The 13,599-nt window shown below is 31.6% G+C and carries 12 protein-coding genes and 1 other RNA gene; 2 read left to right on the top strand and 11 right to left on the bottom strand.

Annotation, left to right across the window (positions count from 1 at the left end; genetic code table 11):
* Positions 1-39: 39 nt before the first annotated feature.
* From AC23MC_RS14190 to ssrA, 11 genes are all read right to left on the bottom strand, one after another.
* Positions 40-264, bottom strand: coding sequence for a heavy-metal-associated domain-containing protein (locus AC23MC_RS14190; RefSeq protein ID WP_487569003.1), 225 nt, complete (start codon positions 262-264; stop codon positions 40-42).
* Positions 265-280: 16 nt separating this feature from the next.
* Positions 281-2,698, bottom strand: a complete 2,418-nt coding sequence (locus AC23MC_RS14185; protein WP_487569004.1) for a heavy metal translocating P-type ATPase — start codon at positions 2,696-2,698, stop codon at positions 281-283.
* Positions 2,699-2,776: 78 nt separating this feature from the next.
* Entirely contained in the window at positions 2,777-3,337 is a 561-nt protein-coding gene (locus AC23MC_RS14180; protein ID WP_487569005.1) for a helix-turn-helix domain-containing protein, read from the bottom strand.
* Positions 3,338-3,339: 2 nt separating this feature from the next.
* A complete protein-coding gene (locus AC23MC_RS14175; protein WP_487569006.1) occupies positions 3,340-4,074 on the bottom strand; it encodes a DUF3347 domain-containing protein in 735 nt (244 codons plus the stop codon).
* A gap of 16 nt (positions 4,075-4,090) precedes the next feature.
* A complete protein-coding gene (locus tag AC23MC_RS14170; protein WP_487569007.1) occupies positions 4,091-4,906 on the bottom strand; it encodes a hypothetical protein in 816 nt (271 codons plus the stop codon).
* Positions 4,906-5,403: a heavy-metal-associated domain-containing protein gene (locus tag AC23MC_RS14165; RefSeq protein WP_487569008.1), complete on the bottom strand. Its 498-nt coding sequence runs from the start codon at positions 5,401-5,403 to the stop codon at positions 4,906-4,908. The genes AC23MC_RS14170 and AC23MC_RS14165 overlap by 1 nt, the downstream gene beginning before the upstream one ends.
* Before the next feature lie 8 nt (positions 5,404-5,411).
* Entirely contained in the window at positions 5,412-5,882 is a 471-nt protein-coding gene (locus AC23MC_RS14160; RefSeq protein ID WP_487569009.1) for a TlpA family protein disulfide reductase, read from the bottom strand.
* Between the two features lie 5 nt (positions 5,883-5,887).
* Positions 5,888-6,733, bottom strand: a complete 846-nt coding sequence (locus AC23MC_RS14155; RefSeq protein ID WP_487569010.1) for a DUF3347 domain-containing protein — start codon at positions 6,731-6,733, stop codon at positions 5,888-5,890.
* A gap of 214 nt (positions 6,734-6,947) precedes the next feature.
* Positions 6,948-7,325 (bottom strand): hypothetical protein, encoded by a 378-nt coding sequence (locus tag AC23MC_RS14150; protein WP_487569011.1) that lies wholly within the window; start codon positions 7,323-7,325, stop codon positions 6,948-6,950.
* Between the two features lie 68 nt (positions 7,326-7,393).
* Positions 7,394-8,635: a site-specific integrase gene (locus AC23MC_RS14145; protein WP_487569012.1), complete on the bottom strand. Its 1,242-nt coding sequence runs from the start codon at positions 8,633-8,635 to the stop codon at positions 7,394-7,396.
* 248 nt (positions 8,636-8,883) lie between these two features.
* Positions 8,884-9,282, bottom strand: a transfer-messenger RNA (tmRNA) gene (gene ssrA / locus AC23MC_RS14140).
* A gap of 183 nt (positions 9,283-9,465) precedes the next feature.
* On the opposite strand from ssrA, the gene AC23MC_RS14135 reads away from it, so the two are divergent.
* Entirely contained in the window at positions 9,466-10,683 is a 1,218-nt protein-coding gene (locus AC23MC_RS14135) for an NAD(P)-dependent oxidoreductase (protein ID WP_487569013.1), read from the top strand.
* Positions 10,684-10,748: 65 nt separating this feature from the next.
* The gene (locus tag AC23MC_RS14130) at positions 10,749-13,490 is read left to right on the top strand and encodes a helix-turn-helix and ligand-binding sensor domain-containing protein (protein WP_487569014.1); all 2,742 of its coding nucleotides are present in this window, start codon (positions 10,749-10,751) and stop codon (positions 13,488-13,490) included.
* Positions 13,491-13,599: the final 109 nt, after the last annotated feature.

Raw genomic sequence — 13,599 nt, 5'->3', positions numbered from 1 at the left:
AAAGCCACCAAACTGTTTTGTATAATGGCTTCTTCATTGTTAGTAAGAATTTATTTTCTCAATTTTAAACCCTGCTTTTTCAACTGCTGAGATTATTTCGTCTTGTTTGTCTGAAGATGCTTCCACAGTCAAAACTTTATCTTTATTTCTGATGTCAACTTCCCAATTTTCAATAGCTATAAGTTTGTCTAATTCCGGTGTCACTTTGGACACACAACCCATACAGTTGATATTTGTTTTGAATTTTAAGGTGTTATTTTCCATTTGTTTTATTTTTAAATTAGTTATAATATTTCAGTCGCAAACTATTTGCAACCACACTCACACTACTTAAAGCCATTGCCGCTCCTGCAATCATCGGATTAAGCAAAAACCCATTTATTGGATATAGAATTCCTGCTGCAATTGGAATTCCGATAATATTGTAGATAAAAGCCCAAAATAGATTTTGCTTGATGGTATTTACCGTTTTAGTTGACAGCTTTATGGCTATTGGGATTTTAGTAAGATCGGAAGAAATTATCGTCATTTTTGCCACATCTATGGCAATATCACTTCCTTTTCCCATTGCAATACTTACATCGGCTTGTGCTAAAGCGGTACTATCATTTATACCATCACCCACCATTGCTACTGTTTTCCCTTTAGATTGTAATTCTTTTACAAAATCCGCTTTATCCTTTGGTAAAACGTCTCCTTTGAAATTTGTAATTCCCACTTTTTCAGCCACAGCTTTAGCAGTATTACTATTATCTCCTGTGAGCATATACACTTCAATATGCATCTTTTGCAATTCCTTGATTGCTTCAATGGATGTTTCTTTGATTTCATCGGCAATTGCCATAACAGCTAATGCTTTTTTATCATCAGCAAACCAAATTACAGTTTTGGCTTCTGCTAACCATTCTGATGCATTTAGTTCCAGATTTTTATCTATTGATATATTATTTTCTATGAGCAGTTTTTGGTTACCAATAAAATAATTTTGACCTTTAAAATCTGCTTTAACTCCTTTGCCGGTAATACTTTCGATATGATGGATTGCAACTGTATTTACATCTTTATAAAAATGGACAACCGCTTCCGCCAATGGATGTTCCGATTGTTTTTCAATGGTTAACAAGATCTGTTTTAAAATTTCTGTTTCCTCAGTCCAAACAACATTGGTTACAGCAGGTTTTCCTTTTGTAATAGTTCCTGTTTTGTCTAAAATTATTGCGTCGATTTTCTTTGCTAATTCTAAACTTTCGGCATCTTTAATTAAAATTCCTTGTTCTGCACCTTTTCCAACTCCTACCATAATTGCGGTTGGAGTAGCTAAACCTAACGCACACGGACACGCAATAACCAAAACAGTTACTAAGGCTAATAACCCTTGTGTGAATCCATCTTGTCCTCCAAAAATTATCCATACTATTAGTGATAAAATGGCAATTCCAATGACAATCGGAACAAAAATACTAGCAATCTTATCTACCATTTTTTGCACTGGTGCTTTACTACCTTGAGCATCTTGAACCATTTTTATAATTTGGGAAAGCATCGTATCAGCACCTACTTTTTCAGCTTTAAATTGGAAACTACTTTTCTGATTAATTGTTCCGGAAAATACTTTGTCATTTACTTCCTTTTTTACGGGAATGGGTTCACCGCTTAGCATACTTTCATCAACAAAAGAACTTCCTTGAACCACTATACCATCTACAGCTACTTTTTCACCGGGTTTTACTAAAATTGTCATTCCTACGGTAACTTGTTCGATTGGTAATTGAGTTTGTACATTCTCTTGATTGATTATTGTGACTGTTTTAGGTTGTAAACCAATTAATTTTTTAATTGCTGATGATGTATTCCCTTTTGCATTTTCTTCTAATAGCTTTCCTAAAAGAATAAAGGCGATGACTACTGCTGCAGCTTCAAAATAAACGTGTGCATGTAATCCTTTTGAATGCCAATAATTTGGAAAAAGCGTGTTGAACACACTAAAAATGTAAGCCACTCCTGTACTCAACGCCACTAAAGTGTCCATATTTGCTGAACGATGCTTTAATTGTTTCCAAGCATTGATGAAAAAATCTTTACCAAAACCAATAATTACAGGTGTTGCTAAAACCCACATGATATAATTTGCATAGGGAATATTCATAAAAAACATAGCAATTGCAACCAATGGCACAGACAGAAGTATAGCACCGAAAGTTCTGATTTTTAACTGCTTCTGCTTTCTATTATGAATATCCTCTAAGGTTTCCTGATTGACATCACTTTGATTTAAGAATAAATCGTAACCAATACTTTGGATTGCTTCACGCATTTTTTCTAATGAAACCAAACTTGGAATATATTCAACTTTAACTTCTGCTGATGCATAATTAACGGAAGCAGCTACAACACCCGGTAAAAATTGAATTACACTTTCCACGCTTACTGCACAAGAAGCACAAGTCATTTGAAGTACAGGTATTGTTTGAGTTGTTGTTGAAACATCATAACCCAAGTCACGAATGGCTTTAACAGCATCTGGAATCGCTATCTCAGGCTTTTCGGATTCAATTACGGCTTGTTTATTATTTAATTCTACTTTATGACTAGTAATACCTTCAACTGATTGTAATCCTTTGTCAACAATCATAGCACAATGTTCACTTTCAACATTTTCCAATGGTATTGCATACGAATGTGATTTTTCTGTTTTCATCTTTATCTTATTTATAATGCAAAGTTCTGTTGAAAAACCGGTTATGATTTGTAGAATTATGGTTATGATTTACACAATTTATAATTTATCAATTTGAGTTCTTTTGGCGACTTTTATTTGTTTGAAATAACTCGGTGTAAATCCGGTTACTTTTTTGAATTGATTGCTTAAGTGTGCTACATTACTGTAATTTAGCATATCTGCAATTTCGCTTAGGCTTAATTCATCATACATGATTAGTTCTTTTGCTTTTTCAATTTTTAGGTTGATAAAGTATTTCTCGATACTTATTCCTTCTACTTCAGAAAATAAATTACTCAATTTACTATAATCCTGATTTAGATGTTCAGCTATATATAATGACAAGTTTTTACTTAAATCAGCATTTTTGTTTTGCGTAACATCAATGAGAAGTGCTTTTATCTTTTCGATAATTCTACTTTTCTTATCATCGATTAATTCAAAACCAAATTTTTCTAATGCTTCTTTAATTTGTTTTTTTTGATCAGGTTCAATGTCGGTTTCGAGTTCAATTTCGCCTAAGTCAATGACATTTGCTTTGAAACCTAACTTTTCAATTTCTGTTTTCACGACCCATTTGCATCGGTCACAAACCATGTTTTTAATGTATAGTTTCATTGTTAAAAGGTTGTTTTAATTGAACCACAGCTTAACATTTCAGAACCATAATATGGGTTTCTTATTTCTTTTGTTTCACTAATCCAAATAGCCCCTTTGCCTTCATTTGCCATTGGACAAAAATCTTGATATAATTTTTGTTTACTCCCAAACTGTTTTGCTAAATCATTTATGTCTTTGCTTAGCGATACAAGATGTTCTCTTTGGTAGTCAATTTTATTTGAATTATCACCAATATGTTTTGTGTGTTCTTTCGCATCTTGAATAATATCTTGAAGATCTTTTCTTAATTTGATGTCCACTGAAGAAATATCTGTAGTATTTAATGTTTTTAACAATAGCTTCGCAGATGTTGAAGCATTTTTGGCATTATCCTCTGTTAAAGCATTTTTAAGTTTTAAATAATCACTAATGATTTTGGAAGTCGAAAAAGAATTAGCTGTTTGAGAAACTTGTGTGTTTTCCTTAACTTTAGTTGCTTGTGTTGTTGCTGTATCTTTATGTTCGTGAGCTTCATCATTGTGATTGGATGTAGCTTCTTTTTGAGCAACCGGTTCGGTTAATTCCATACCACATTTTGAGCAGTCTTCTCCTTTTTTTCCAGTAACTTCTGGGTGCATTGGACATGCAAATATCTCGTTTGAATTAACTGAAGTATTATTGTGTTTTTCTTTAGTTTTATGATTACAAGAAACTAAAGTGATTGCTAAAAAGGCAGTTAAAAAAAGTGTTTTCATGTGTATGTTTTTAAAATTATTTTTTACGCTTTAAATCGAAAAAAGTATAATAGAGGTTGAAATAAAATCCATTTGGAGCTGACCTGACCATTGAACTCATTAATTCATGACGATAGGCAAAATCTACACGAGCTTGACTATTGAAAATAAACTGTATTGCAGGAACTACATCTAAATAGGATTTACCATTTTCATTAATAGTTTGTCCGACAAATTCAACCATTAGATTAATGTTCGTTTGTTTAAAACTGGTGTACGTTTTAGGATACATTAATTTACCAAATGACAGCGTATAATTTGTTGCATTATCACCAAGGTTGTCTGGAAAAGGATAGCTAGGTTTGTTGTCTAATGCTTTCTCAAAACTTACTGATGAACTAATTGCTACTTTTTTTATCAATTTAGTTGCTATAATTCCTGCTTCAAAACCGGTATTGTGACCTAGTATGTCTATTTGTTCTTGGTGAATGTCTGCATTGTTAAAGCTATACCTACCATAGGCAGCCATTCTAAAATGACTGTTTAAATCATCTGTAGAATAAAAGCGATATTTAGCCATAAAACTTCCTCCTTCAGTAACCAATTGATTACTTCTATTGCTTATGAAAGCAGAACCCCGAAACATTAAATCTTTATTAAAACCATACGTGACTTCAGGCATAAAATGGTAATTGTAGCCTGATTGAAATTCTTCCTTGAAAAGAGATTGCATCACATTAACGGCAAGCGAATTTGCAGGAACATTACTAGCGGGATCCGTTACCACAAACAGCTCTTGTGCCTCGGTATTTTGAAAATACATTGCGACAAGAATTAAAAAAATCCTCTTCATTACTTAACAATTTTAATGTGAAAATCATCTTCATTGTTAGCCGAGTAGGTAGCAACATCCTTGTTTGATTTAGAAAGTTTTTTGAACTCTTTTTCAGTTACATAGCCCTTATCTAACACTTGAAATTTAATATCACCCGATTTATTTGAATTGCTATCCATCAAAATATAGGAACCATTAGCAATGGTTTCCGATTTTGCAGTTATAATTAAGGAACCTATGAAGAAACCTGCATTTTCTACTTTATCCTTAAAAGATTTTGGACTTAAATTATTGCCTTCATTTAATGTTACTGTAAATGTGTTTGTGTTTAAGTCGGTTTCTACATAAGCCACTTCGGGCATGCTTTTTAACTGCTTATTTATTGCATTGGAGCACATTGAACAAGTTAAACCCGTTGCTCTTATTTCCGCTTTTATAATTTGTGCATTACTTTTAAGTGAAAACATTAAAATTATTGATGCGATTACTATGTATGCTTTATTTATTTTCTTCATCGTATTTTTTATTTTTTAATTAATTTGGTTATTTCTTCCTCTGTAGGATTGGTTGCAATTAAAATACCTTCAGGACTAAATAAGAATTTAGATGGTAATTCCTCCACGCCAAATAGAACAGCTGTGTTCGAATCAAACCCTTTGGGATCAATTAATTGGGTGAACTTTATTTTGTCTTTTTCGATGGCTTTTAGCCATTTATTAGCGTCTGTATCGATGGATATTCCAATGATTTCTATCTTATCAGGACTAATTTCACTATAGAGTTTTACTAATTTTTTATTACCTAACCGACACGGACCACACCATGATGCCCAAAAATCTATGAGTATATATTTTCCTTGAAATGATGTTAAGTTCACGTCACTATTTCGACTGCTTTTTAGTTTGATAGCGGGTAATTTGTCTCCAACTTTTATTTGTGCATTTACTATAAAAGTATTGGCCATTATGAAAAATATAAAAAATAGCTTTTTCATTTTACTTATTTTATAGTTTCTACCGTTTTACCACAACTCAACATCATTGACCCATAATATGGATTTTTTACAGCGTTTTCCTTGCTTAACCAATTGGCACCTTTTCCATCGTTATACATTGGGCAGAATTGATAGTAAATAGGTGATTCATATTTAGCTACTTTCATTAGACTGTACATATCTTTTGATACATTTGAAAAATGTTGACGTTGCTGTTTAATGTCTTTGCTGTCTCCAATCTGTTTTACATCTTCTTTTATTGAACTGAGAACTTTCATCCAAACCATGTGAACATCCATTTCAAGTTTGTCCATTTTGATGGTATTTACAGCATTCAAAAGTTCATTTGAAGCTGAAGCGGCTCTAGTTGCATCTGAGGCAATTAATGCATCTTTTACTAGAAAATAATTTTCGAATACTGCTTTCAATTGATCTTCATTCTCTGCCACGACGTTGGCTGATTCAGAATGATTACTATGACTAGCATTTACTTCGGTAGTCGCTATCCCGATTTCTTCCTTAACAGGAACTTTTGCCACTCTTTCATATTGACAGCATCCATGAAGATTGTTATATACATCATCCGGAGCAAGAAATTTATCACTATCATATCCTGCCAGGGCAATTCTTTTTAGAATTTCATCCTGGTTTGTTTTTTTTGTGTCATAAGTTAAAGTAGCCATTTGAGTATCTTGATCCCAATCTACTTTAGCTATTTTCTTGATATTACCTGTTTTTTCTATTGTTGTTTTACACATGCCACAATTACCGTAAATTTTAACTGTCTCGGTTGTAGCATTCTTAATTTGTGCATTTGTTGTAGTTGATAGCAATACACAGATTACTATCATTATGTTTAAAAATGAATTTTTCATTTTAAATGATATTTGATCAAAGCGAGTACTTTAATTAGTTAATAAAAATAATTTTTAATGAATTACAGTTGATGTAAAGGCTATCACATCATTATTAGTGATGTAGCATAATTTATAACTGTATGAATTTGTATATGGATAGCAAAAAAGGCTATCTTTTTGACACACTTTTGGCTGTCAAAAAATGAATTTAGCTTATTTTAGGAATTAGCCAAATAGAGTAAAAACCATCTGAAATAGACGGTGAAGCGTTTGGAAAATTAACTTTTTCTACAGTAGTGAAGTTAAAAACACGGGGCTCAAAATTAATTTCTGGTAAAAAACTAACTGTTGGAGTGGTGCAGGTTGATGCACATCCGCAAAGAGAGTTATCGCAATTGCCATTACATCCTTTGCTTTCTCCGCTATTGGAATTATCGCTACAACAACAATTATTTTTTTCTGTTTTGGAGCAAGAAACCTCTGTTCCACAACATTTTTTTGAACTCTTGACACCACATGCAATAGCATTATTAGGTATAAAGAGCATACCTATAAATAAAACTACTATAATGTGAAATTTTTTCATTATTAAATCAAAACATCACAAAAGTACATAGTTTTAAATCAAATTCAACTAAGAATTTGTTAAAACCATTAAGCTATTTCACTTTTATTGTTATTTGTTTTAAGAAGTTTATCTTTCAAAACCTTCATATCTTCGCTTACTTTTTTATCTAAAACTTTAGCGTAGTGTTGGGTAGTACGAATGTTTTTATGGCCAAGCATTTTGCTGACTGATTCAATAGGTACGCCATTTGTAAGTGTTACAGTAGTAGCAAAAGTATGTCTGGCGATATGGAAAGTAAGTTCTTTATCGATCTCGCAAATATCGGCTAGTTCTTTCAAATAAGCATTCATTTTTTGATTGGATAGAATAGGGAGGAGCTTCCCTTCATTTTTACATTGTTGATGATTTTCATATTTATCAATAATCATTTGGCTAACCGGTAGAATTGGAATCCTAGAGGGACTTTCTGTTTTTTGTCTTTTTGTTGAAATCCATTTTTCGCCATCTATGCCGATGATTATATTTGAGTTCGTTAGATTATAAACATCAATGTAGGCTAACCCGGTAAAACAGCTAAATAGGAACATATCTCTAACCAATTCCAGCCGTTTGATTTTAAATTCTTTATTGAGAAGTAATTCAATTTCTTCCTGGGTTAAATAGACTCTTTCAATTTCTTTTACTTTTCCTTTGTAATTTAGCAATGGGTCTCTTTCTAACCATCCGTTTACATAACATTGTTTAATTATTTTTCCAAAATTCCGGATGTATTTAATTGTAGAATTGTTGTTGCATTTCTTTGTATTTCGTAGGAAGAAATCAAAGTCATTTATAAATGCAATGTCAACCCGCTTAATTGAAATGTCGTTTAGATTGTATTGAAATTTTAGAAACTCTTTAGTATGACTTAGTGTTGTTTCATACTTTTTGAAAGTATTATTGGCAAAGGTAGAACCAATTAATTCTTTCATTCGCTTGTTATGATCTTCAAAGATTAGAATGAGTTGCCGTTCTTTTTCCTCAACACCAAGAAATTTGTTTTTGAAAGTTTGTGCATTAATATCCTGATTATTATTAATCATCCAATTTTCAGTTTCATATACTTTGCTTCTGAGAATATCAAGATGACTGTTTATTAGCCTTGCTTCTTCATTAGTTCCTTTAATTTTACCTGCAGAAGCATTCCATTTTGATTTTTCTACAAATTTTGATGTGCTTAATTCTATTCTAGCACCGTTGATTGTGATTCTTTGATAAATAGGAACTAATCCGCTTTTAGTTGCTTTAGAACTTTTCACGAAGAAAAGTATTGACAGTTTATGTTTCATTTTGTGGTGACCAAATTATGTTATCAAATTACTTTTTTATTCTTTTCAATACAAGATGTTCATCTTTTGAACTGGTTGCTATCATTGGGCTGACAAGAAATTCGGTGTCCCTAAAATTGAATTTTTTGTGGGTCACCGATTTTAGCACCGATGAAAAACGATTTATTGAATAATTTGAAGAGTAGTAAAAACAAAAAACCCTGCAAATCATACGATTTGCAGGGTTTTAGTTTAAAATGTAAGTAATAATGTGGAGTCGGAGAGAATCGAACTCTCGTCCAAACAAGCAACCAAAAAGCTTTCTACGCGTTTATCCTCTGATTGGGTTTTCGACAAAAAGCAAGGCCAAAGGCAGCCACTTCTTGCTTAGCTTTATAGTTGTCAGAAGGGATTTAAAGCTTTACCCGTCCTAGGTTTATTTTTACAGTTCTCCTTAATCAAACGCCACAAACCAAGGCTTTTGAGGAGAATCCAGCTTTCCTACCTAGTAGGAACGAGGCAAATCTTACTATAATTCAGATTAAGCAGCTAAAGCGTAATTATTTTCGCCGTTTATAAGTTGTGAACCTTGATATTTACGAGCCAAATGTCCAATGCTCGACGTGCTTACCGTTTAGTTCCACCCGCTGTCAAAACCGGTCGACCCCATTTTTTCTGTTTTCTGTTATCCGTTGTCTGTTATCAGTTATCAGTTATCGGCAACACACAACTTAAATCAAAAACCAGACCACAAATATACATGAAAAATTGTCATAAATAAAACTTGTCTAAATAAATCAGAAATGTTATATTTGAAACAATTTTTAAAAATTGCTATAAAAATATCACAAATGACATTCGGAATCATCAAAGAACGCAAAAATCCGCCAGACAGAAGAGTTGTTTTTACACCCGAAGAATTGGTTCGGTTACAACAACAATTTCCTGAGGCAAAAATAAAGGTAGAAGCATCAGATATTAGGGTTTTTCCTGATACAGATTATGTTGCCGTAAGAATTGAAGTGACTGAAGATCTTTCTGATTGTGATGTTTTACTTGGTGTTAAAGAAGTTCCTGTGGATGCTTTAATTCCCAATAAAAAATATTTTTTCTTTTCGCATACAATCAAAAAACAAATACATAATCGAAAATTATTGCAAGCTGTTTTAGACAAAAATATCGAATTATATGATCATGAAACAATTGTGGATGATCAAAACCGTCGCTTAATTGGTTTTGGTCGCTATGCCGGAATTGTTGGAACTTATAATGCTTTTCGCGGATTTGGAATTAAATTTGAACTTTTCAATATACCTAAAGCCGAAACATTGAAAGGTAAAGAAGAACTAATTTCAAAATTAAAAAGACAAGTTTTACCTCCAATTAAAATTGTGCTCACCGGAAAAGGAAAAGTTGGAATGGGAGCCAAGGAAATTTTAGACGGAATGAAAATTAAAGAAGTTTCAGTTGAAAATTTCCTTACCAAAAATTATTCAGAACCGGTTTATGTCCAAATTGATGTGTTGGATTACAACAAACGAAAAGACGGAAAAGTTTTGGATAACCAAGATTTTTATACAAATCCAAAAGAATATGTTTCAGATTTTGAACGTTTTACCAAAGTTTCTGATGTTTTTATTACTGGTCATTTTTATGGAAATGACTCTCCTTATATCTTGACGCAAGAAATGCTCAAAGCTAAAGATTGTAAAATTAAAGTGGTGGCCGATATTTCTTGTGATGTAAACGGCCCAATCGCTTGTACTATCAAAGCTTCAACGATTGCAGATCCGTTTTTTGGCTATTTACCTTATGAGCATAAAGAGGTGTCTTACACTCATCCCGGTTCAATAATGGTTATGAGCGTAGATAATTTGCCATGCGAATTACCAAAAGACGCCAGTGAAGGTTTTGGTGAAATGTTCATGGAGCATGTTATCCCGGCTTTTTTTAATAATGACAAAGACGGAATTCTTCAACGTGCAAAAATTACCGAAAATGGTAAATTAACACCTCGATTTTCGTATTTACAAGATTATGTAAATGAAGGTTTAGTTACCACAAAGTAGATTGCATTTAACAGTAGTGTTTAAGTCCGAATAGTTTTTTACATTTGAGAAATATTAACTACTGCATGAAATTGAAATTTCAGTTTTTGTTTTTTCTTTTATTTTCTTTGAATATATTTTCACAGGAACTGCTACCTTTTGTCGAAAATTTCACAAAATCCAATTACAACGGCGACAACCAAGTCTGGAGCGTTACGCAAGGAAAAGATAACGCCATGTATTTTGCCAATAATCATTATTTTTTACGTTATAATGGTGTGAAATGGGAGCGTTATTCGTTGCCAAATAAAACCGTAATTCGTTCGGTTTTTGCTCATAATGAAAAGATATACTGTGGTTCCTATAACGAATTTGGTTATTGGAAAAGAGAAAATGGAATCATGCGGTATTATTCACTTACCAAAGATAAAGATTTTTTTAAAGACACTTCTAAAAATGAAGAAATTTGGAAAATTTTTGAATTAAACGGTACTATTTATTTTCAATCGTTTAACGAAATTTTTATTTATAAAAACAATTCTATAAAACGAATTGAAGTTCCGTTTTTGATTTCGTATTGTTTTGTAATCGATTCGAAAATATATGTTGCTTCGGTTAATAGAGGTGTTTTTGAATTTGATGGAAAAAATTTCACGTTCATAAAAAAGTGGGATGCAGTTCTAAATAATGTCATTCACGCTATCGCAAAAAACAACAATGAAATTTATATTTTTACTTTAAAAAATGGTGTTTTTGTTGAAAAAAACGGAAGATTACAGCCTTGGAGTCATCCCATCAATGAAGCTTTAAAATCGGAAGTAATTATAACTGCCAAATTTTATCAAGACAATAAATTGGTCATAGGAACTGCTTCAAAAGGAGTGTATATTGTTCAAATGGATTCCGGCGAATTTATTAATATAAATCGCAATAATCGACTTTCTAACAACTCGGTTCTCAGTATTTCAGTAGACAAGGAAAATGATATTTGGCTGGGTTTAGATAATGGTATCTCACACATAGAAATAAACTCACCTTTCCGAATTTTTTCTGATAACACCGGTGAATTAGGAACAGTTTATTCTATAGCAGCAACCCAAAATGGATATTTATTAGGTTCAAATCACGGTGTTTTTACCTATGAAAATAAAGTGTTAAAAATTGTGCCTAATTCTCAAGGACAAGTTTGGAATGTAAAGAAAATAGAAGATAATTTTGTAATAGGCCACAATGATGGTACTTTTTTATATGATTTTAAATCATATAGAAAAATAAATCCTTTAAATGGCGGTTGGCAATTGAAAAAAGATCTTTTTCATGATAGATATATTCAAGCAAATTACCTTGGATTAGCTTTTTTTGACAATAAGAATGATTTTTCAAACTATAAGCGTCTCAACACAGAATATAGACCATTTAAAGATTTTGTACAAACTGGTCAGCATGAAATTGTAGCATCGGATAGTTATCGCGGACTTTTTAAGATTAAATATGATGAAAGCCTTGAAGTGATTTCGTATCTTAATTTAACTGAAAAAAATAATATTAAAAGTGATTTTGGTGTAAAAATATTCAAGTATAAAAATGATGTTTTATATTACATTAACTCAGAATGGTATTATTTGGATGGTGTAACAGATTTACTAAAAAAACACGATTTATTCAATCAAAATTTTAAAAATATCAGTGAAGTAATTCCGATTGATGATGCAAGTTTTGCCATTTTAAAAGGAGGATTGTTTTATATTATAAATCAATCGAACGATCATTTTTCATGGAAGTTGATTCCGAAAAAATATTATGAAGGAAAAATAATCAATCAAGAAACCAGAATTTTTAAATTTAATGAACAGTATTTAGTTAATCTTGACGATGGATTTTTGCAATTTGAATCAAATAAAAATAATTTTATAAATCAAAAAGTAGAGATTGAAGCTTATTTTAATGGAAAAATTTTAGATGATGAAGCAAAAATTCCTAATAACCAAAGTTTGACTTTACATTTTGTGTCCGACTATTTTGGAAATAAAAAATCGACTTTATTTTACAAATTAAATAATCAAGAATTAGTGCCATTAACAGATGGTAAATTGATTTTAAATAATTTATCAAGCGGAAATAATAGTATTGAAGTCTATTTTACAAACGGATATGAATACGTTAAAACCAATGAGTTTTCCTTTACTGTTTTAAAGCCGTGGTATCTTTCAATTTGGATGATAATTCTTTATTTTGCGATTGTTGGCGGAATTTTGTTTTTATATTATCGATGGAATAAAGTGCGATATCAAGAAAAAATTAAGCTAAAAGAAGAAGAACTGAAACACCATCGCCAGATTATGGAATTGGAAATGGAAGCAGAAAATAAACTTAAACTGCAAGATTATGAAAAGCATATTTTAGAAATGCAAGTTCAATCCAAAGCTTCGGAAGTTGCCGGAAAATCACTTTCTATTGCCAAACAATCGGAAATGATTGAAAGTATTCAACGCATTTTGGAAGAAGAGAAGAATATCAATACTGTTAAAACAAAGATTAAGAAAGCCATCAAATCCAATGCAATTAATCAACGTGAATGGGAAAATTTTGAAAAAAATCTTATTCAAAGTCATGAAGAATTTGTACAAAAATTAACCAACACCTATCCTGAATTAACTTCAAAAGATATCAAGCTTTCAATCTATTTGCGAATGAATCTGTCTTCAAAAGAAATTGCACCTTTAATGAATATTTCCTATCGAGGTGTGGAATTGCATCGTTACCGACTCCGTAAAAAGATAAAATTAAATCAGGAAGAAAGCCTATCAAGATTTATGATTAATTTATAAACGACATTCTTTAAATGCATAAATTATAATTTTTTCATATATTTTTTATCAAATACACAGCTCATCACTACTACATCATTTGTATTTTAATTGATGTACTAATTTTAAA

The sequence above is a fragment of the Flavobacterium sp. T50_26 genome (genome assembly GCF_057652995.1).
Note: the sequence above shows the minus strand (reverse complement) of the source record. Positions and strands in the feature narration are given on the sequence as shown.